This window comes from Collinsella sp. TF07-1 (assembly GCF_003437235.1).
In the GTDB taxonomy this organism is placed as follows: domain Bacteria; phylum Actinomycetota; class Coriobacteriia; order Coriobacteriales; family Coriobacteriaceae; genus Collinsella.
On the sequence record NZ_QSRV01000009.1, the window covers coordinates 18,178 to 38,183 of the forward strand.

Here is a 20,006-nt window from a genome sequence, read left to right on the forward strand (position 1 = left end):
TTTGGGACCGGGTTTTTTAGCTGCTTGCGTATGGCCACAACAGGGTGCTATAGTATTAGAGTTTTGTCTATCTTAGGGGTATTATCCCCTTTTTGAATTGCACCTTCTGGAGGCCCTGTTCATGGAAGAGATGGAAGTCAATCACGTCGACGACATCCACGAGAAGCTGACCGATATGGTGGGCGATCGCGTCAAGGTTAAGGCCAACATGGGCCGTACCCGCGTCGTCGAGCGCATGGGCACCATCAAGAGCGTCCACCCGGCCGTCTTCATTGTCGAGGTTGACGAGCGTCGTGGCCGCAAGTCGCGTCAGTCCTACCAGTATATCGATGTCCTCACCGGCCAGGTCGAGCTGTTCGATCCCGAGAGCGGCGAGCATATCTTTACCCCGCTCGGCAATCAGCTCGAGGAGCATTAACGGTGACCGATCGGTCCCTGACTCTTTCCGCGCCGGCAAAGATTAACCTCTACCTGGGGGTTCATACCGAGCGCGATGACCGCGGCTACCACAGGGTCGATTCTCTGATGGCAGCCGTCGGTCTTTCCGATACCGTGACGGTCACGCCGGCGCAGGCGCTGGCCGTTCAGACGGTTCCGGCATCAGATTTTCCCATGCAAAAGAATACGGCGTATCGTGCTGCGCTCGCTATGGCCGAGCATTATGGTCGTGAAGCCAACGTCTGCATCACGATCGAGAAGTGCATCCCGTTGTGTGCCGGCCTGGGCGGTCCTTCGACGGATGCCGCGGCGGTCATTGTCGCCTTGGCAGAGCTGTGGGGTATCGACCGTGCCGATCCCGCGCTGGACAACATCGCGCGCGGCATTGGCGCCGACGTTCCCTTCTTTTTGCATGCCAGCCCTGCATTTTACGTGGGTGGGGGAGACGTGCTGGCAACCGAGTACCCCGCACTTCCCGCGACACCCGTCGTGCTGGTTAAGCCGCGCGAGGCAAGCGTTTCAACAATTGAAGCCTATCGACGTTTTGACGAGACCCCAGCGCCTGCGGACAAGCCCGGAGCGATCGCATCTGCCCTTCGCTCGGGAGACGCAGAGGCGGCCTACGCGCTCGTCCACAACAACCTGGGTGTCATTTCCGCGCAGATGGAGCCGCGGATTCAAACGGTGCTCGACTGGCTTCGTTCACAGGACGGTACCATTGCCACAAACGTGTGCGGTTCGGGTGCCTGCTCGTTTGCTCTCTGCGATAGCGCCGCCACGGCAGCCAATCTTGCGGCGACGGCTCAACAAAACGGCTGGTGGGCTTATGCAACGGAGCTCGTTTCCGACACGGTTCGCATTGAAGCGCCAAAGAAATAAAAATTTATCTAGCACGCGGCGAAAATCTTTGTTACTATAGTCGAGCTAACGGGTTGTGGCTCAGTTTGGTAGAGCACTGCGTTCGGGACGCAGGGGTCGCTGGTTCAAATCCAGTCAACCCGACCAGAGCATGAGGAGGGACCGCTTCTTGCGGTCCCTTTTTTTAGCTATTGTTGTGATACCGCGATACCCGCGGTATACTCATTCGAGCTTGTCTCGCTGTATTGTGGAGGTCTACATGTTTGGACTGAGGGCTCCTGAGCTCATCATTATTCTCGTCGTTGTCCTGATTATCTTCGGGCCCAAGAACCTGCCGAAGCTCGGCAAGTCCCTCGGCTCTACCGTCAAGAATATCCGCGAGGGTATGGAGGGCGACGATAAGGCCGAGACCAAGCAGGCCGAGGAGGTCGTGGTCGAGCAGTCCGAGGAGGACAAGGAGATCGCTGAGCTCGAGGCCAAGCTCGCTGCTGCCAAGAAGAAGCAGGCAGAGGACAGCGACGCGGACGCAGAGTAGTCCCATCCCTTTGGGGTGAGCACCTGACCGGCTTGCCCGCAGGCTAGCCGGTCTTTTTCGTTTTGTTGACAGTTGATTGTTTGATCAGAGTTGGGGAGATATCCGTATGGACGCAAGCCAGATCGTACTGACCGCTGAGGGCCGCCAGAAGCTCGTCGAGGAGCTCGCTTGGCGTGAGGGCGATTACGCCAAGGAGATCGTCGAGGACATCAAGGAAGCCCGCGCGTTCGGCGACCTTTCGGAGAACTCCGAGTATGACGCCGCTAAGGACAAGCAGGCCCAGAACGCCGCTCGTATTGCCGAGATCCAGGCCATCCTCGCCAACGCTCAGATCGCTGCCAGCACGGGCGACCTGACCGTCTCCATCGGTTCCACCGTTTCTCTGATTGATCCCAACGGTGAGGTCATGGAAGTCACGCTCGTCGGTACCACCGAGACCAACTCGCTCGAGCACAAGATCTCCAACGAGTCTCCGGTCGGTCACGCCATCATCGGTCACGGCGAGGGCGATTCCGTCGAGGTCGTTACGCCTTCCGGCAAGACTCGCGTCTACACCATCGCCAAGATCGCACGCTAGACCACGGTCCCGCGTAAAGGTATGTTTTCGCTCCCTGGGACCGAATCCTGGGGAGCGTTTTAGTTTGAGGAGCTAACTTATGGCAGAGAACCAGAACGCCGCCGATCAGGCATCGACGCTCAACGACGAGCGCGCCACCCGCCTGGCCAAGCGCGCCGCCCTGTTCGAGGCGGGCCAGAACCCCTATCCCGAACACTCTGAGCTTGAGGACTACGTCGCCGATATCGAGGCAAAGCACGCCGAGCTTGCCGATGGTGAGGACACCGAGGACGTCGTGAAGATCGCCGGCCGTGTGGTCGCCAAGCGCGGTCAGGGCAAGATTATGTTCATCGTCGTGCGCGATGCGACTGCCGAGATTCAGCTGTTCTGCCGCATCAATGACATGGACGAGACCGCTTGGAACACGCTCAAGGCCCTCGACCTTGGCGATATCCTGGGCGTGACCGGCGTGGTCGTGCGCACCCAGCGCGGCCAGCTTTCCGTTGCCCCTAAGAGTGCGACCCTGCTTGCCAAGGCCGTTCGTCCGCTGCCCGAGAAGTTCCACGGCCTCTCCGACAAGGAGACCCGCTATCGCCAGCGCTATGTCGACCTGATCGCCAACGACGACGTTCGCGAGACCTTCCGTAAGCGTTCGCAGATTCTCTCCACCTTCCGTCGTTTTATGGAGTCCGACGGCTACATGGAGGTCGAGACCCCCATCTTGCAGACCATCCAGGGCGGCGCTACGGCTAAGCCGTTCATCACGCACTTCAACGCGCTCGATCAGGAGTGCTACCTGCGTATTGCCACCGAGCTGCACCTCAAGCGCTGCATCGTCGGCGGTTTTGAGCGCGTGTTCGAGATCGGCCGTATCTTCCGTAACGAGGGCATGGACCTTACCCACAACCCCGAGTTCACCACGATGGAGGCCTACCGTGCCTTCTCCGACCTCGAGGGCATGAAGGCGCTCGCCCAGGGTGTCATCAAGGCGGCTAACAAGGCCATCGGCAACCCCGAGGTTATCGAGTACCAGGGCCAGACCATCGACCTTTCTGGTGAGTGGGCCAGCCGTCCCATGACCGACATCGTCTCCGACGTGCTCGGCAAGCAGGTCACCATCGACACGCCGGTCGAGGAGCTTGCTGCCGCCGCGCGCGAGAAGGGCCTGGAGATTAAGCCCGAGTGGACTGCTGGCAAGATCATCGCCGAGATTTACGATGAGCTGGGCGAGGACACCATCGTCAACCCCACGTTCGTGTGCGATTACCCCATCGAGGTCAGCCCGCTTGCCAAGCGCTTTGAGGACGATCCGCGCCTGACGCATCGCTTTGAGCTGGTTATCGCCGGTCACGAGTACGCCAACGCGTTCTCCGAGCTCAACGACCCGGTCGACCAGGCCGAGCGCTTTGCCGCCCAGATGGCCGAGAAGGCTGGCGGCGACGACGAGGCCATGGAGTACGACGAGGACTACGTGCGCGCCCTCGAGTACGGTATGCCTCCTGCGGGCGGCATCGGCATCGGTATCGACCGCGTGGTCATGCTGCTCACCAACCAGGCTTCCATCCGCGACGTGCTACTGTTCCCGCACATGAAGCCCGAGAAGGGTTTCCAGTCCGGTGCCGCTGCCGCCAAGGCTGCCGAGGCCGGCAACGCCGCGAGCCCCTTCGTCAAGCCGCTCAAGCCCACGGTTGATTATTCCAAGATTGCCGTCGAGCCGCTGTTTGAGGAGTTCGTCGACTTTGATACCTTCTCCAAGAGCGACTTCCGCGCCGTGAAGGTCAAGGCATGCGAGGCCGTCAAGAAGTCCAAGAAGCTGCTGAACTTTACGCTCGACGACGGCACCGGCACCGACCGTACCATCCTCTCCGGCATTCACGGTTATTATGAGCCCGAGGACCTGGTCGGCAAGACCTTGCTCGCCATCACCAATCTGCCGCCGCGCAAGATGATGGGCATTCCCAGCTGCGGCATGCTCATCAGCGCTATCCACGAGGAGGATGGTGAGGAGCGTCTCAACCTGATCCAGCTCGACGCCTCCATCCCCGCCGGCGCAAAGATGTACTAACTAGTTACGCGGTTCGTAGAACCGCGTAACGGCTCGACGCTGCGCGGGCCGCATTTGGACAATCTGACGTTCAACTTCAAGGGCGCGACCAGAAGGTCAGCGCCCTTTCGTTTCACGTCACCTTGTCTCAAATGCGACCCGCTCGCTGACTTATGCTCAACCTGCGGCGCCATTTTGCTTGAAGGCACCTTGCTCGCTCTGGCGGGCTTTCGCTGTCCGTCCTCTACCTGTGGCGTTGCCCTGGTTGGCACTTAGGGACGTTCCTCTTGTGCCGGCACTTGGGGACGGTCCTAGCCGCCTGGGGTCTACCGGTGCATTGGGGGTTTACGCCTTCCATGCATGACAGTCGTCTGTTTTATGTTTCCTTTAGCCGTTGCTGCCTAGGATGGGGGTTAGTCGGTAGGAAGGGAGCGCCTGTATGGACGATGCGAGCGAGCGTGCAATCGAAGAGGACATGCTCGATCAGTTCAATTACTTTGACGATGAGGATGAGGAGCTAATCGATCGTCGCGAGCCGGCATCGCTTGACTCATTTGATCTGGTCGATGAAGAGACTGATGAGGTTGAGGACGAATCAACGGAGCCCCCACAGTCTTCGCGCCTTGACTCGCTGCTTTCGAGAGCCCCCATGCACCACGGTGTTCGTGCCGGCGCACTCCATATGAAAACAGACTGGCACCAGATCGTGACGGCAGGCGATGAGCTTGCCGTCGATGCGCCGCTCACCGATAAGTCATCCATCATCTGCCGCACCGGTATGCTTATGCTCGCGAGCGGAACGGGTGCCTGGCGTGTACGCGATACCATGAATCGCGTTGCCGCCGTACTCGGTGTCACCGTCCACGTTGACTTAAGTCTTCTGTCGTTTGAGTGCACCTGCATCGAAGATGGCCACTGCTTTAACGAGGTTGTCAGCCTGCCCACAACGGGAGTCAATACCCATCGCATTTGGATGATGGAGAGCTTCCTAAAGGAAATCGAGACGTATGGGCGCCGGTTTACCGTGCACGAATACCACGAGATGCTCAAGACCGTTGAGAGTTCAAAACCCGATTACTCTCCCTGGCAACAGGGCCTTGCGGCAGCTTGTGCTTGCGGCGCCTTCGTCTTTTTGCTCGGCGGCGGCCCTATCGAGATGGCCTGCGCATTCGTAGGCGCTGGTGTTGGCAACTTTGCTCGCTCTCATATTCTCAAGCAGGGTCTTGGCCAGTTTAGCGCGCTGACGATTGGCGTTGCGCTCGCTTGCGTTTCGTATCTGCTGGCATTGCTCGGCCTTGGCCAGGTCGTACCGGGGGCAATGTCGCACCAAGAAGGCTATATCGGCGCCATGCTCTTTGTGATTCCCGGCTTTCCCCTCATTACGGCAGGCCTCGACATCGCTAAGCTCGATATGCGAAGCGGCATTGAGCGTCTTTCGTATGCCGTGTCGATTATTGTGATGGCGACCCTTGTGGGCTGGATGGTTGCCGAGTGTGTGGGGCTGGCACCGGATGATTTTGCCCCGCTCGGCCTTTCGCCGCTTGCCCTTACGCTCCTGCGCGTGGTGATGAGCTTCGTTGGCGTATTCGGCTTCTCGGTGATGTTCAACAGCCCGGTAAAGATGGCCGCGGCAGCTGGGCTGATCGGCGCCGTGTCTAATACCTTGCGCCTTACGCTCGTCGATGCGCCGACGCTGCTTCCCTTCTTGGGCCTGAGTGCGGGCATGCCTCCCGAGGCGGCTGCGTTTACTGGTGCGTTGGTATCGGGGCTGCTCGCGAGCTTAGCCGAAATCAAGCTCACCTACCCACGTATCGCCCTCACGGTGCCATCGATTGTCATTATGGTGCCGGGCTTGTATCTGTATCGCTCGATGTATTACATGTGCACCTTCGACACGGTCAATATGCTCGGCTGGTTTGTGCGTGCAGTGCTCATCGTGGCGTTTTTGCCCGTTGGCCTGGGTGTGGCGCGTACGCTCACCGACCCTCGCTGGCGCCACACCAGCTAATTGGTGCAAATGAAACTGATCCGCAAAACATGAACGTGGATAATCTCCCGTTTTTGGCCTGTTTACGGGCTCAAAACGGGAGATTATCCACGCTCGTGGAATGGGTGTCCGAAAATCCACGCTCGTTGGGCCGATGCAGAGGCACCTGGCAATTCCTTTTTTGTAGACGTTGTCGCGCGGCTACGGGCGGGAAAGGTCCCAACGGTTAACATATACTCCATATGGGTAAAGAGACCAAAGCGCTGCCGCGGGGCGGCGCTTTGCGTTTGAAAAAACTAGCTCGTCTAAGAGGAACTAGCATGTTAGACCGTTTTACCGATCGCGCGCGCAAGGTCATGTCCATGGCCAAGCAAGAAGCGCTCGATCTTCACTCAAATAAGGTGGGTACCGAGCACCTGCTGCTCGCACTCGCTAAGGAGGACGAGGGCATTGCCGCCGAGGCACTGCGTTCGCTCGACATCTCCTACGATGACATCATGGATACTCTCAAAGAGGTCCAGACCACGGTTCCCGAGCCCAGTGAGGAGACCGAGGCGGCCAAGCTCGCCTTTACGCCGCTCGTCATTAGCGTGATGGAGCGTTCATTCCGCGTGGCGCGTGAAAACAACCAGACCTACGTGTCGACCGAGCACTTGCTGATCGGCATCGTCGAAGAGGGCAACGGCATGGCCATGGACATCCTCATGCGCCTGGGTGTGTCGTCCGCCTCCATCAAAAAGGCTATCGAGAAACTCACCGCCAAGGACCAGGATAAGAAGCGCCCGCTCGCTGGCGCCGGTGCTGGTCGTCCCGGTACGGGCCTGCCGTTCTTTAGCGGCTCGGATGCCTCCCAGCAAAAGGGGAGCGGCACCGATACGCTTAAGCAGTTCGCGACCAACCTTACGCAGAAGGCGCGCGACGGCGAACTCGATCCGGTGATTGGTCGCGAAAAGGAAGTCCAGCGTATGATGGAAATTCTTTCGCGCCGCACCAAGAACAACCCACTCATTCTGGGCGACCCCGGCGTGGGCAAGACGGCCATCGTCGAGGGTCTGGCTCAGCAGATTGCAGCCGGCAACGTGCCCGAGAACCTTATGAACCAGAACATCTGGACGCTCGACTTGCCGGGCCTCGTGGCGGGCGCCAAGTACCGCGGTGAGTTTGAGGAGCGCCTCAAGAACGTAATCCAGGAGGCAACCGAAGCCGACGACGTCATCCTGTTTATCGACGAGATGCACACCATCATCGGTGCCGGTTCTGCCGAGGGCTCCATCGACGCGAGCTCCATGCTCAAGCCTGTGCTCGCGCGCGGTGCCTTCCAGATTATCGGCGCCACCACGGCCGAGGAATTCCGCAAGTACCTCACCAAGGACCCGGCCTTCGAGCGTCGCTTCCAGACCATCGATGTCGAGGAGCCGAGTGTCGAGGACACCGTCAAGATTCTGACTGCGCTCAAGCCACGCTACGAGGAGCACCACCACGTGCGTTACACGCAGGGTGCCATCGAGGCCGCCGCGAACCTCTCCAACCGCTACATCCAGGATCGCTTCCTGCCCGATAAGGCCATCGACCTCATTGACGAGGCCGGTGCCCGCGCTCGCATCGCCGCCAACCGCGCGCCCGAGCCGGTGCGCGAGGCCGAGCATCGCATAGAGGAGCTCAAGGCCGCCGCGCAGGAGGCCACCGAGAGCGACGACATGAACAAGGCCGCCGAGATCACCGAGCAGCAGAAGGCTGCCGAGATTGAACTCGCCGAGGCCAAGGCTGCCTGGACCGCCGAGCTCGACGCCAGCCCGCTCACCATCGATGTGAGTCAGATCGCCGATATCGTGTCCGTGACTTCGGGCGTGCCGGTATCCTCGCTTACCGAGAGCGAGAGCCGGCGCCTGCTGCAGACCGAAAGCGTGCTCAAGACGCGCATCATCGGTCAGGATGAGGCTGTCGAGGCCGTTGCCAAGGCCGTGCGCCGCAGCCGCTCGCCGCTCAAGGACCCGCGTCGCCCCGGCGGCAGCTTTATCTTCCTTGGTCCCACCGGCACGGGCAAGACCGAGCTTGCCAAGACGCTCGCCGAGTACCTCTTTGGCAGCAAGGACGCACTCATCAGCTTCGACATGTCCGAGTTCGGTAGCGAGTTCGAGGTCTCCAAGCTCATCGGCAGCCCTCCGGGTTACGTCGGTCACGATGAGGGCGGCCAGCTCACCAAGACCGTTCGTCGCCACCCGTACTCGGTCGTGCTGTTCGACGAGATCGAGAAGGCGCACCCCGATATCTTCAACATCCTGCTGCAGGTGCTGGAAGAGGGTCGTCTGACCGATAGCCAGGGCAAGACGGTCGACTTCCGCAACACCGTGATCATCATGACGTCCAACGTGGGCGCCCGCGAGATTGCGCAGGATGCAAGCGTTGGCTTTGGCACCACCGGCGAGCAGGGCCTCACCTCGAGTGAGATCCGCGGCCGCGCCATGGGCGAGCTCAAGCGCCTGTTCCGCCCCGAGCTGCTCAACCGCATCGACGACATCGTGGTGTTCCAGAAGCTCTCGGGCGAGAACCTGACCAAGATCGCTCACCTGCTGGTGGACGATCTGCGCCAGCGCCTGATTGCCAACGGCATGAACATCAAGCTCACCGATGCGGCCTATGACAAGATCGTGGCCGAGGGCACCGACCTCACCAACGGTGCGCGTCCGCTGCGCCGTGCTATTCAAAAGCTCATCGAGGACCCGCTGTCCGAGGAGCTTCTGGCCGGCGAGTGGGGTGAGGGCGATACCGTCCTGTGCGACGTGGCCGATGGCAAGTTTGTCTTTAGCCATGGCACGGGCGAGATCCCGGCACCGCGTCCGGCGGGCACGCTCGGTGGCGATACCGCCCCGGCGGCACCGCACACCGGCAACGCCGCGCCCGTGAGCGGCGGCGTGACCTCGGGCCCCGGCGGTATGATGCAAGCCGGCTCTGGCGCGCTGTAGGGCGTAACAAAACCTTGTGTCCACGAGGGCGTTCCAAAGGAGCGCCCTTTTTCTGTTGAAAAAGGACCCTTCGTTCAAAGTAGATCTCATTAAACATATCAATGGCGTATGCATAAACGTTGATCAAGCGTTGAGGTTGGTTGAAGGGTCCAACGTCCCTTTGGCGCGGCCCGTCTAACCTACTTTATTCTAATAAAGTAGCGTTTCCCCGCCGTTAGCCGATGATGCAAGGGCGCTCGGCGTTTTCGACTGGTTTATGCACGCAAAGTCTGGGAATATACAAGGCGCATGTCTTACTGTCTAATCAGTTGCGCCAAGGAGGCACCATGGATTACAAGATCACCGGCTACGAGCCCGCCCAGCTGTTCCATTTCTTTGAGGAGGTCAGCGCGATCCCCCGTGGGTCTGGCAACGAGAAGGGCATCAGCGATTTCCTGGTTGCGTTTGCCAAGGAGCGCGGCCTCGATGTGTACCAGGACGAGGTCTACAACGTCATCATTCGCAAGCCCGCTTCTGCCGGCGCCGAGAATGCTCCGACCGTGATGCTGCAGGGCCACATCGATATGGTGTGCGACAAGTTGGGCTCTGTTGAGCACGACTTTACGACCGACGGTATCGACCTGGTCGTCAAGGACGGCGTCCTCACCGCTAACGGCACCACTCTGGGCGCCGACAACGGTATCGCCGTCGCTCTGATGCTTACCGTGCTCAACGACGATTCGATTGCTCATCCGGCCCTCGAGTGCGTATTCACCACCGACGAGGAGACTGGCCTGGTCGGCGCCGAGACGCTCGACAAGTCCCAGATTAGCGCCCGCACCATGATTAACCTTGACTCCGAGGAAGAGGGCGTTGCCACCGTCAGCTGCGCCGGCGGCGTCGTTGTTACCTACACCTGCCCCATCGTGCGCGAGCACAAGACCGGCAGCACCCTCACGCTCGACATCTCCGGCCTACTGGGTGGTCATTCCGGCAACGATATCAACCTGGAGCGCGGCAACGGCAACCTCATCATGGCCCGCATCATCGACCGCCTGATGGTCGCCGGCGAGCCCGCCATCGTTAGCTTTAACGGCGGCACTAAGGACAACGCCATCAACCGTGAGTGCAAGTCCGAGCTGGTTTACGCCGACCACGCTGCCGCCGAGGCCGCGGCCCAGATCGCAAAGGACATCATCGCCGACGTCACTGCCGAGCTCGAGGTCTTCGACCCCGGCTTTACCTGCACCGTCGAGATTGCCGACGACGCCGAGGTCGAGGCCATGGATCAGAAGTCCGCGCTTGCCCTCATCCGCGCCCTGCGTCTTGCCCCTAACGGCGTGATTCGCCGCAACGTCGCCACTGACGGCTCCGTCGAGGTTTCCTCCAACATCGGCGTGGTCGCCACTTCCGACGACCAGGTCAAGATCATGCTGTCCCCGCGCTCCTCGATCACCTCGCTGCAGAACGAGTTCAAGGACCGCCTGCAGACGCTGGCCGATGTCTTGGGCTTCGACGCCAAGTTCGAGTTCGAGTATCCCGGCTGGAGCTATGCCGAGCATTCGCCGGTCCGCGACGTTTTTGTCGAGAGCTATCGCGAGCTCTTTGGCTCCGAGCTGCGCATCGAGTCCATTCACGCTGGCCTTGAGTGCGGCCTGTTTGCTGAGGCCCTGCACGGCCTGGACGCCATCGCCGTGGGCCCGACGCTCTCCGATGTCCACACCCCGGACGAGAGCATGGAGCTCGCTTCTGCCGAGCGCTTCTACGAGCTGCTCATCGACGTCCTCAAGCGCCTTGCCGCGTAAGGGTCGCGCTAGCAGCAGTTCGAGCCACGTGCTAGCGGATTGCAAATGACATTACGAGAGGGGGCATCCGAACTTTTGCGACGGGTGCCCCCCCCTCTTCTTTTAAGAAATGTGGATTGATTGGCGCCTAGCCCATATCCGCCTTGATGAGGTCGAGGGTGCGCTGGCAGTTTTCGCGGACGGGGCCGAGCATGTGCTCGCGCAGGTCCGCCATGCCGGGCAGGTCGGCGTATTCGTCCATGATCTCTTCCATGCAAATGGGCACCTCGTAGGCGAGGTCCATCATGGTCGCAAAGCAAAACTTCTCGGATAGCCCGGCATCGGTGAGCGCCGCCTCCAGCGCGGGGTCGCCCATACCGTGGTATCGGCGGATAGCGCCTGGACCGATGCGCCCCACTCGATTTTCGCCGCCGACGCTCATGGCAAGGCGCGCCCGGCGGCGCATACGCTCGTACGCCAAGCCCGATGCGACATCGTACATGGGTGCGAGCGCTGCGTTTGTGCCTTTGCCTAGGATGAGCGAGTAGTTTTTAGCGTGTGCGTCAGGCGCTCCGATAATGGCGTTATAGAACAACATATAGGTAAAAAGCACAAGATTCATGTGGTGGGGGACTGTGTTAATCAGTCGTTCTTGGATGTCTCGTGTGGTTGGTCCTCCGTCGGCGGTGTATTTCTGGCTTGGCAATACACCGAGCGCCTGGCAAAAGTCCTCCTGATGCAGCCTTTCGATATTTCCGCTGCTATTGACCATTCTGTCGTACCGTTCAACGACGAGCGCGGCTTCGTCTTCAAATGTGCAATAGGAGACGTTGGCAGTTGGAATGCCAACACGCCGAGCCGTTTTCATGCAGACGAATTCGTTTAAGGCCTGATGTTTGAACCCAACGACACCATTTTTGAAGATATGGGTAGTGGGGGATGACCCTAGACATTCGCACCATTGGCCATCATGCCAAGCTAGTGCAAATTTGCCTTGGTTGCCGCCCAGGGACCAGCCTTCGTTGGAGCCCATCCATGTCTCTCTTTCGTCATCGCGAATTGCTTTGAGCTTGTGAGCGATTTGAGAATTGGTAAGCGGGCGGTATGCCGAGACCCTGCCGCGGGCGGCGCCTAATTGATCGGTTCGACAAAACTGAACGGCCCCCGCGCAGTCAAGACCGATATGGCACAAGAGGGCGACGGGGTTGTTGGATGCAACGTCATGCTCGGTGGCAATAGCGCGACGCTGCTCTTGGCTGTCGGGCAAAAGGCCAAATAGGAACGGGCGGACGATGTTATGGCCATACGTGCGATTGGAAAGCGGCATTGTAAGCGATAGTGGTGCTCCGCGATAGGTTGGGGCGTATACAAAGCTGCAGAGTCCATGCTCGTCTTGCCGGAGAGTGCCTGCGATTTCGCCACAAATGAGGGTCGCAAGCTCCATCTCTGCCATTTATTTCACAACCTTACAGCCAAAGGAGAGGTCTGAAGTGTCGGAAAGGCCTTGCTCGGCTGCGATTTGGGCCAGCAGGGCACCATAGGAAGATGGCGTTCCCTGTCGGGCGGGTTGTCTGCCTACGCTTGGCTTTGGCAGGGCATTCGAGTTCGCGATAGGGAGGTCCGCTATCGTCGTCGGATGTTCGGAGGGCGATGCGATGGAGTCGTTATCGCTTTGCGCAAAGAGACCTATGTCGAGTGCGTTAAAGACGGTCAGTAACTTGTCGAGCCGAATACCCGTGGCGTCTCCTAGCTCGAGCGATGCGAGCAGGCGCTCCGAAACGCCGGCTTTTTTAGCGAGGGCCGCACGGGTGATTTCCTGCGACTCGCGTGCCTGACGCACATAGATGCCAGCTTGGCGTGGTGTGGTGATGGGAAGGGTATCCATGGCGATCTCCAACATGCAGACTTTTGCATATCAGTATGACATGCAAAAGTCTGCACGAAAAGGCCTCATGCAAAACTTTGCATGAGGCCTTGTACTGGCGTTGAGTTTTGAGCGATTGTGTTTGGCGTTACAGCGCCAAAATCCCCAGATGCTCAAGCAAGATCTTAAGTCCGATGAGGATGAGCACGATGCCGCCCACGATGGTGGCAGGTTTTTCGTACCGCGCGCCAAAGGTGTGGCCGATCGCTACGCCGGCGACGGAGAAGATAAACGTTGTGACGCCGATAAGCGATACAGCGGGAACGATGTCAACCGAGAGCGCCGCAAATGAGATGCCTACGGCTAGGGCGTCGATTGAGGTGGCGATGGCGAGGATCAGGTACTCGCCCAGGTCAATCTTTTCGGTATCCTTGCCGTCGCCTTCATTCTCGTCCTCGGTAAAGGCTTCCCACAGCATTTTGCCGCCGATAAAGGCCAAAAGGATAAAGGCGATCCAATGGTCGATGGGTCCGATGATGCCCATGAATTGACTGCCGAGTGCCCATCCGATTACGGGCATGCCGGCCTGAAAGCCGCCAAAGAACAAGCCGAGCACCACGGCAACTTTAAGGTTGATCTTCTTCATGCCAAGGCCCTTGCAGATGGAAACGGCAAAGGCGTCCATCGAAAGGCCAACGGCGAGCAACACGAGCTCTGCGAGTCCCATAGTCTGGCTCCCTCTCTGCGGGCGGGCCCGCGTGTACCTCTTGGGGGAGTAACAAAAAAGACTCGTGGCGTACGCGTTGCGCGCACAGCCACGAGTCTCGTTCATTATGGCAAGCCAGGCCGCATCGGCCAGTGTGTTGACTTGCCGCGCCACCGGAGGCGAACCCGATCACGCGACTACTCCCTCATTTATGCGAATCTCGATGCTACCACATAAGCAGCTCATTTGGATTGGGGCTCTCAGCTGTGTTCGCTCATTCTGTAAGCATCGGATTTTGCGGGCGTCACAGGGGCAAACCGTGAGAAACTTATTGACGTTTATGGAGCGTATACGATGGGAGCGATGCCTTGGATAAGAACGAGCTGCAAAAGCGTATGGAACAGGCCATTCGCCTGACGGCACCTGGCCAGCCGATCCGCACCGCCCTCGACATGATCATTGCTGGTCACCTGGGCGCCCTTATCTGCGTCGGCGACACCGAAAACGTGCTCGCTGCTGGTAACGACGGCTTCCCGCTCAACATTTCGTTTACCTCGAACCGCCTGTTCGAGCTTTCCAAGATGGACGGCGCTATCGTTATCGATGGCGACCTCACCCAGATCCTGCGCGCCAACTTCCACCTCAATCCCGATCCCTCGCTCGCCACGAGTGAGACGGGCATGCGTCACCGTACCGCCGCTCGCATGTCGGTGCTCACCGACGCCATCGTGATCTCGGTTTCGGCTCGTCGTGCCGTCGTCAACGTGTACGTCCACGGTAAGAGCTACGAGATCCAGCCCGTCACCACCATCATGAGCTCGGTCAACCAGCTCGTCGCCACGCTCCAGACCACCCGTCAGTCGCTCGACCGCTCCTTGCTGCGCCTGACGGCCCTTGAGCTCGACGACTACGTCACGCTCGCCGACATCACCGGCATTTTCTCGAGTTTCGAGATCATGCAGCAGGCAAAGACTGAGCTTAAGGATTGCATTGTCAAGCTGGGCAACCAGGGCAAGCTCGTGCAGATGCAGCTCGAGCAGCTCGCCGGCTCCAGCATGGATACCGAATACGACCTGATGATTCGCGACTATGCGAGCGATTCCTCCGAGGCCAATGCCGAGAAGATCCGCGCCAACCTGAGCCGCATGACGCCTAAGGACCTGTCCGACCCGCAGCATGTGGCGGCAGTTCTGGGCTACGACGACCTGGACGAGGACTCCGTCATGACACCGCTGGGCCTGCGCACGCTTTCGCGCGTGTCCGTCGTGCGCGACGGCGTGGCCGAGAAGATCGTCGACGAGTATGGATCGCTGCAGGAGCTCATGGACGACATCAGCGAAGATCCGGAGCGCCTGGGCGACTTTGGCGTCAACAACCCTGCCATTCTTGCGGACTCCCTGTACCGCATGAAGGGCACCAAACAGGGGAACGCATAATGGCGCCCGTATGCGCCGTGGTCGTTGCCGGTGGCAGCGGCCAGCGCTTTGGTAACCCCGGTGGTAAGCAGCTCGTCAATGTAGCGGGCCGTCCGCTTATGAGCTGGTCCATCCGCGCATTTGACCGTAGCAATAAGGTCGGCCATATCGTCGTGGTTTGCCCTGCCGAGCGTCGTGCCGAGATGCGCCGCCTGGCCATCAGCCCGTATTCGTATAGCACGCCCATCAGCTTTGCCGATGCCGGCGAGACCCGCCAGGATTCCACCCGTGCCGGCGTGCATGCGGTTCCGGCGGGTTTCGAATATGTCGCCATTCACGACGGCGCTCGTCCGCTCATTACCACCGAGGCCATCGATCACGCTGTCGACGTGCTCGTGAGCGACCGTGCCCTCGACGGTGTCGTGTGCGGCCAGCCTGCCATCGACACACTCAAGATTGTCGACGGCGACAACATCGTCGAGACGCCGCCGCGCGAGCTGTACTGGGCCGCGCAGACGCCGCAGATCTTTAGCGTCAACGCCATGAAGCGCGCCCATGCCGCGGCGATTGCCGAGGGCTTTATCGGTACCGACGATTCGTCACTGGTCGAGCGCATGGGAGGACGCGTTCGCTGCGTCCAGAGCCCGCGCGATAACCTTAAGGTGACGGTGCCCGAGGACCTGCGTCCCGTAACCGCGATTCTGCTCGGTCGCATGGCCGAGGGAGAGGACCTTCCCCATGTTCAGTAACCTGCGCATTGGACACGGCTACGACGTTCACCGTCTGGTGGAGGGGCGTCGATGTATCATCGGCGGGGTTGACATTCCCTACGAGCGCGGCCTGCTGGGCCACTCTGATGCCGATGTGCTCGCACACGCCTTGGCGGACGCCATTCTGGGCGCCTGCCGCGGGGGAGACATCGGCAAGCTATTCCCCGACACCGATCCCGCCTACGAGGGCGCCGATTCGATGGTGCTGCTCGCTCGCGTGATGGACTATGCGCGCGAGCTGGGCTTTGAGTTTGTCGATGCCGACTGCACCATTGCCTGCCAGCAGCCCAAGATCACCCCGCACCGCGATGCCATGCGCGCCAACCTTGCCCATGCCCTGGGCGTTGACGTCGAAAACGTGGGCGTCGCCGCCACTACGACCGAAAAGCTCGGTTGGGAAGGCCAGGGCGAGGGAATCGGCGCCTGGGCCGTCTGCCTGCTACAGAAAACCGTTAAGGAGTAACGAATGCGTATCTACAACAGCGCTACCCATAAAAAGGAAGAGTTCCAGCCCATCGAGTCCGGCAAGGTCCGCATGTACGTGTGCGGCCCCACGGTCTACGACAACATCCACATCGGCAATGCCCGCACGTTCATCAGCTTTGACGTGATTCGTCGCTGGCTCATCGCGAGCGGCTACGAGGTCACGTTCGCCCAGAACCTCACCGATGTCGATGACAAGATCATCAAGCGCGCCAACGAGCAAGGCCTTACGGCTGCCGAGGTCGCGACGGAGTTCTCCGACAAGTTCATCGGCGTCATGCGCGCCGCCAACGTGCTCGATCCCGATGTGCGCCCCCGCGCAACCAAGGAGATCGGTCCCATGATCGCCATGATCAAGACGCTTATCGAGCAGGGCCATGCCTATGCTGCCGATAACGGCGATGTGTACTTTGCCGTGCGCAGCGATCCCAACTACGGTCAGGTCTCGGGCCGCAACATCGACGACCTTATGGTGGGCGCGCGCATCGAGGAGAACGAGGACAAGAACGACCCGCTCGACTTTGCCCTGTGGAAGGCCGCCAAGCCCGGCGAGCCCAGCTGGCCGAGCCCCTGGGGCGAGGGCCGTCCCGGTTGGCATACCGAGTGTGCCGCCATGGTGCACCGCTACTTGGGCACTCCGATCGACATCCACGGCGGCGGCTCCGACCTTGCCTTCCCACATCACGAGAACGAGTGCGCCCAGGCCACCTGCGCCTGGCACCAGGGCTTCTCCAACACCTGGATGCACACGGGCATGTTGCTGGTCGCCGGCGAGAAGATGTCCAAGTCGCTCGGCAACTTCTTTACGCTGGCCGAGGTGCTCGAGCAGCACTCTGCCGCGGCCCTGCGCCTGCTGATGCTGCAGACGAGCTATCGCTCGCCGCTCGACTTTTCTTGGGAGCGCCTGGAGGGTGCCGAGAACTCGCTCATGCGTATCGCCGGTACGGTCGAGAACCTGCGCTGGGCCGCGAACCATGCGACGGCCGATGCCGATGAGGCAGCATCCGAGGCGTTTGCCGCCAAGGCCGCCGAGACCCGTGCCACCTTTAAGGAGTGCATGGACGACGACTTTAACACTGCCGGTGCCATGGGTGCTGTCTTTGGCTTTGTGACCGAGTGCAACCAGTACCTGGAGCAGGCGGGCGATGCTGCCGACAAGGCCGCTGCGCTTGCTGCCGCCGATACGCTGGTTGAGCTGCTCGACACATTTGGCGTTGAGCTTCCCGAGCCCAAGGTCGAGCTGCCGCTGGGCCTGCTGGGCGTTGCCGCCGGCCTGGTCGCCTACACGGGCGACGACGTGGACGAGGCCGCCGCCAAGATTCTCGAGGCCCGCGCCGAGGCCCGCGCCGCCAAGAACTGGGATCTGGCCGACGCCATCCGCGACCAGCTCAAGGACTTGGGTCTGACGATTGAAGATACGGCCGCCGGCACTCGTATTAAGACTCTCTAATCCCTGCGGGTTTTCCAAGCACCCGACCGCCCGAGCCACGGCACCTTGCCTTTCAATCGTCGGGCATGACCTCAAGGTCTATGCCCTCCTCTTTCAAGGCAATCTGCCGCACCTCGGGCGGTCGGTCTATTTGTTTCGTTTGATAGTTGTATTTAGGAGGTCGTTTTATGGCCGACAATCGCAAGCGTGCACCTCGTGGCGGCAAGCAGGCTGCTTCTGGCTCGCGTCCGATTCGCCGCAACGAACGCGCTGCCACTCCCAAGGGCCAGCGCGAGCGCTCCCAAGCCCAGGCTGCGCGTCCGCAGCGAGATCGTAACCGCGACACTGTCCAGGCTCCCAAGGGCGAGTTTATCGAAGGTCGTCGTGCTGCCGCCGAGGCGCTGCGCACTGGTTTTCCCATCAAGTGCGCGCTCATCGCCGAGGGCGGGGAGCGCGATGCCGCCTTGTCGCGCCTGGTCGATGACCTCAACGCCGCGGGTGTCCGCATTAAGTATGTGCCGCGCGCGCAGCTCGATGCGCTGTCGAGCCATGGCGCTCACCAGGGCATTGCGCTCGAGGTGGGTAATTTCCCCTATGCTGATGTCGCCGATATCCTCGATCGCGCGGGTGACGGACCGGCGCTCGTCGTCGTGCTCGACCATGTGACCGACGATGGCAACTTTGGTGCGATCGTGCGCTCCGCCGAGGTCGTGGGCGCGGCGGGCGTCATCATTGCAAACAAGCGCGCCGCCGGTGTGACCGTGGGCAGCTACAAAACCTCTGCTGGTGCCGTCATGCACCTGCCCATCGCGCAGGTTCCCAATATCGCCCGAGCGCTTGACGACCTCAAGGTCGCCGGCTTTTGGGTGGGCGGTGCTTCCGAGCACGCCAAGGGCAGCTGCTGGGATGCTCCCTTTGAGGGCCGCGTTGCGCTCGTCATGGGCTCCGAGGGCGACGGCATCTCGCGCCTGGTGCTCGAGAAATGCGACTTTTTGACCAAGCTTCCCCAGCGCGGCATGACCGAGAGTCTCAATGTGGCCCAGGCGACCACCGCGCTGTGCTTTGAGTGGCTGCGCCGCAATGCCGGCGAGCTCATGGGGGAGGAGTAGCGCATGTCCAAGAAGAACCGCGCCAAGTCCAAGGCCAAGCGCTTTGGCGAGGGCTCGGCCAAGCCAATTGTTTCGGCCGCGACCTATGGCGTGGGCGGCAATGCGTTTGCGCAGGCTATCGCCGATCCGGTCTCGACGGTGCACTCCAATAAGCCCGAGCTGCTGGTGGTCGACGGCTACAACGTGATTCACTGCACGCCGCGCTACGAAAAGCTCGTGTACGACCATTCCGACGATCCGTATTCCAGCGACGTCCACGATATGGCTCGTACTGCGCTCATCAACGATGTCGCGGCGTTTGCCCAGGGCCGTTACGAGGCCGTGATCGTGTTCGACGGCGCGGGCAACATCTCCAGCGAGCGCCCCAACCTACCGGCCCGCGGCGTGCGCATTGAGTTTTCGCCGACGGGCGTCTCTGCCGATACCGTGGTGCAGAAGCTCTGCATCGAGGCGCGCGAGGAAGGCCGCGCGTGCTCCGTGGTGTCGAGCGACGGCACGATCCAGGCCGTCGTCATGGGCAAGGGCGTTACGCGCATCTCGAGCCGCATGCTGGTGGACGAGATCAAGCAGATCGATAACGACGTTCACGAGGCAGAGGAAGCCCCGCAGATCAAGATGACTCTGGGCAGTCGCCTGAGCCCCGATGCCCTGGCCAAGCTCAAGGCCCTGCGTGGCCGGTAGGGGATTATCCATAGAGACCCGTTTCCCAATTGGTCAGCCCGTTGATTTGTAATCAATGGACTGTGGGTTGCCGTCGCCAAAACGAATAGTTTTGAGATGTGGTCGGTCAAAGGGTCTGTTGCGCCCCGTCCGTAATTCCTTTATTCTTAACTGGCTTCGCGCGAAAGCGCCAAGTGTGCCAGTGTGGCGCAACGGTAGCGCAACTGATTTGTAATCAGTGGGTTGCAGGTTCGATTCCTGTCACTGGCTCCATGAGAGTTTCGGGCTCTGTTCCTTATGGGACAGGGCCCGTTTCTAGTTAGGTGGTGCGCCATCGGGTTGGCGCCCATCCCGTTTTTGGTTTGTCTCGTCCTCCAGTTTGTCTAAATCTGTAACACCAAGACCGATATTCGGCATCTAACTGTT

At 60.4% G+C, this 20,006-nt stretch carries 17 protein-coding genes and 2 tRNA genes; 16 read left to right on the top strand and 3 right to left on the bottom strand.

The annotated features are described in order from the left end of the window. The first annotated feature begins 121 nt into the window (after positions 1-121). From DXC67_RS04990 to DXC67_RS05030, 9 genes are all read left to right on the top strand, one after another. Positions 122-418, top strand: coding sequence for a Veg family protein (locus DXC67_RS04990; protein ID WP_006234957.1), 297 nt, complete (start codon positions 122-124; stop codon positions 416-418). A 2-nt stretch (positions 419-420) separates the two neighbouring features. Then, on the top strand, positions 421-1,317 hold the full coding sequence (gene ispE, locus DXC67_RS04995; protein ID WP_233503165.1) for a 4-(cytidine 5'-diphospho)-2-C-methyl-D-erythritol kinase: 897 nt from the start codon (positions 421-423) through the stop codon (positions 1,315-1,317). 49 nt (positions 1,318-1,366) lie between these two features. Next, positions 1,367-1,443, top strand: a tRNA-Pro gene (locus DXC67_RS05000). A gap of 112 nt (positions 1,444-1,555) precedes the next feature. Beyond that, positions 1,556-1,831, top strand: coding sequence for a twin-arginine translocase TatA/TatE family subunit (gene tatA / locus DXC67_RS05005; protein WP_022094895.1), 276 nt, complete (start codon positions 1,556-1,558; stop codon positions 1,829-1,831). 106 nt (positions 1,832-1,937) lie between these two features. Continuing rightward, positions 1,938-2,408 carry a transcription elongation factor GreA gene (greA, locus tag DXC67_RS05010; RefSeq protein WP_117637592.1) on the top strand — a complete coding sequence of 157 codons (471 nt, stop codon included), beginning with the start codon at positions 1,938-1,940 and terminating at the stop codon, positions 2,406-2,408. A 79-nt stretch (positions 2,409-2,487) separates the two neighbouring features. Further along, positions 2,488-4,452, top strand: a complete 1,965-nt coding sequence (gene lysS, locus DXC67_RS05015) for a lysine--tRNA ligase (RefSeq protein WP_117637593.1) — start codon at positions 2,488-2,490, stop codon at positions 4,450-4,452. Positions 4,453-4,870: 418 nt separating this feature from the next. After that, positions 4,871-6,439 (top strand): threonine/serine exporter ThrE family protein, encoded by a 1,569-nt coding sequence (locus DXC67_RS05020; protein ID WP_199410616.1) that lies wholly within the window; start codon positions 4,871-4,873, stop codon positions 6,437-6,439. A gap of 299 nt (positions 6,440-6,738) precedes the next feature. Further along, a complete protein-coding gene (locus DXC67_RS05025; protein ID WP_117637594.1) occupies positions 6,739-9,381 on the top strand; it encodes an ATP-dependent Clp protease ATP-binding subunit in 2,643 nt (880 codons plus the stop codon). A 326-nt stretch (positions 9,382-9,707) separates the two neighbouring features. Then, a complete protein-coding gene (locus DXC67_RS05030) occupies positions 9,708-11,165 on the top strand; it encodes an aminoacyl-histidine dipeptidase (protein WP_117637595.1) in 1,458 nt (485 codons plus the stop codon). A gap of 127 nt (positions 11,166-11,292) precedes the next feature. Here the strand turns inward: DXC67_RS05030 and DXC67_RS05035 are convergent, their stop codons facing one another. The 3 genes from DXC67_RS05035 to DXC67_RS05045 all read right to left on the bottom strand — a co-directional run bounded on the left by DXC67_RS05035 (position 11,293) and on the right by DXC67_RS05045 (position 13,735). Further along, positions 11,293-12,597, bottom strand: coding sequence for a type II toxin-antitoxin system HipA family toxin (locus DXC67_RS05035; protein WP_117637596.1), 1,305 nt, complete (start codon positions 12,595-12,597; stop codon positions 11,293-11,295). After that, positions 12,598-13,029: a helix-turn-helix domain-containing protein gene (locus tag DXC67_RS05040; protein WP_199410618.1), complete on the bottom strand. Its 432-nt coding sequence runs from the start codon at positions 13,027-13,029 to the stop codon at positions 12,598-12,600. It abuts the gene before it with no gap. 127 nt (positions 13,030-13,156) lie between these two features. Further along, positions 13,157-13,735: a manganese efflux pump MntP family protein gene (locus tag DXC67_RS05045; protein ID WP_117637598.1), complete on the bottom strand. Its 579-nt coding sequence runs from the start codon at positions 13,733-13,735 to the stop codon at positions 13,157-13,159. Between the two features lie 374 nt (positions 13,736-14,109). On the opposite strand from DXC67_RS05045, the gene disA reads away from it, so the two are divergent. From disA to DXC67_RS05080, 7 genes are all read left to right on the top strand, one after another. Beyond that, complete coding sequence (gene disA, locus DXC67_RS05050; protein ID WP_369831362.1) at positions 14,110-15,150, top strand: DNA integrity scanning diadenylate cyclase DisA; 1,041 nt, start codon at positions 14,110-14,112, stop codon at positions 15,148-15,150. Then, the gene (gene ispD, locus DXC67_RS05055) at positions 15,150-15,878 is read left to right on the top strand and encodes a 2-C-methyl-D-erythritol 4-phosphate cytidylyltransferase (RefSeq protein WP_117637599.1); all 729 of its coding nucleotides are present in this window, start codon (positions 15,150-15,152) and stop codon (positions 15,876-15,878) included. The genes disA and ispD overlap by 1 nt, the downstream gene beginning before the upstream one ends. Beyond that, positions 15,868-16,362: a 2-C-methyl-D-erythritol 2,4-cyclodiphosphate synthase gene (gene ispF / locus DXC67_RS05060; RefSeq protein ID WP_006234975.1), complete on the top strand. Its 495-nt coding sequence runs from the start codon at positions 15,868-15,870 to the stop codon at positions 16,360-16,362. The genes ispD and ispF overlap by 11 nt, the downstream gene beginning before the upstream one ends. Before the next feature lie 3 nt (positions 16,363-16,365). Further along, entirely contained in the window at positions 16,366-17,832 is a 1,467-nt protein-coding gene (gene cysS, locus DXC67_RS05065) for a cysteine--tRNA ligase (protein ID WP_117637600.1), read from the top strand. A 167-nt stretch (positions 17,833-17,999) separates the two neighbouring features. Next, entirely contained in the window at positions 18,000-18,920 is a 921-nt protein-coding gene (rlmB, locus tag DXC67_RS05070) for a 23S rRNA (guanosine(2251)-2'-O)-methyltransferase RlmB (protein WP_117637601.1), read from the top strand. A gap of 3 nt (positions 18,921-18,923) precedes the next feature. After that, positions 18,924-19,601, top strand: coding sequence for an NYN domain-containing protein (locus DXC67_RS05075; RefSeq protein ID WP_006234978.1), 678 nt, complete (start codon positions 18,924-18,926; stop codon positions 19,599-19,601). A 177-nt stretch (positions 19,602-19,778) separates the two neighbouring features. Next, a tRNA-Thr gene (locus DXC67_RS05080) sits at positions 19,779-19,853 on the top strand. Positions 19,854-20,006: the final 153 nt, after the last annotated feature.

What these genes read in the sequence shown, in the direction of transcription:
- DXC67_RS04990 (WP_006234957.1), top strand. Translation starts at nt 122, where the DNA reads ATGGAAGAGATGGAAGTCAATCACGTCGACGACATCCACGAGAAGCTG.
- ispD (WP_117637599.1), top strand. Translation starts at nt 15,150, where the DNA reads ATGGCGCCCGTATGCGCCGTGGTCGTTGCCGGTGGCAGCGGCCAGCGC.
- DXC67_RS05030 (WP_117637595.1), top strand. Translation starts at nt 9,708, where the DNA reads ATGGATTACAAGATCACCGGCTACGAGCCCGCCCAGCTGTTCCATTTC.
- cysS (WP_117637600.1), top strand. Translation starts at nt 16,366, where the DNA reads ATGCGTATCTACAACAGCGCTACCCATAAAAAGGAAGAGTTCCAGCCC.
- disA (WP_369831362.1), top strand. Translation starts at nt 14,110, where the DNA reads ATGGAACAGGCCATTCGCCTGACGGCACCTGGCCAGCCGATCCGCACC.
- DXC67_RS05035 (WP_117637596.1), bottom strand. Translation starts at nt 12,597, where the DNA reads ATGGCAGAGATGGAGCTTGCGACCCTCATTTGTGGCGAAATCGCAGGC.
- DXC67_RS05045 (WP_117637598.1), bottom strand. Translation starts at nt 13,735, where the DNA reads ATGGGACTCGCAGAGCTCGTGTTGCTCGCCGTTGGCCTTTCGATGGAC.
- rlmB (WP_117637601.1), top strand. Translation starts at nt 18,000, where the DNA reads ATGGCCGACAATCGCAAGCGTGCACCTCGTGGCGGCAAGCAGGCTGCT.
- DXC67_RS05075 (WP_006234978.1), top strand. Translation starts at nt 18,924, where the DNA reads ATGTCCAAGAAGAACCGCGCCAAGTCCAAGGCCAAGCGCTTTGGCGAG.
- lysS (WP_117637593.1), top strand. Translation starts at nt 2,488, where the DNA reads ATGGCAGAGAACCAGAACGCCGCCGATCAGGCATCGACGCTCAACGAC.
- DXC67_RS05020 (WP_199410616.1), top strand. Translation starts at nt 4,871, where the DNA reads ATGGACGATGCGAGCGAGCGTGCAATCGAAGAGGACATGCTCGATCAG.
- greA (WP_117637592.1), top strand. Translation starts at nt 1,938, where the DNA reads ATGGACGCAAGCCAGATCGTACTGACCGCTGAGGGCCGCCAGAAGCTC.
- tatA (WP_022094895.1), top strand. Translation starts at nt 1,556, where the DNA reads ATGTTTGGACTGAGGGCTCCTGAGCTCATCATTATTCTCGTCGTTGTC.
- ispF (WP_006234975.1), top strand. Translation starts at nt 15,868, where the DNA reads ATGTTCAGTAACCTGCGCATTGGACACGGCTACGACGTTCACCGTCTG.
- DXC67_RS05025 (WP_117637594.1), top strand. Translation starts at nt 6,739, where the DNA reads ATGTTAGACCGTTTTACCGATCGCGCGCGCAAGGTCATGTCCATGGCC.
- DXC67_RS05040 (WP_199410618.1), bottom strand. Translation starts at nt 13,029, where the DNA reads ATGGATACCCTTCCCATCACCACACCACGCCAAGCTGGCATCTATGTG.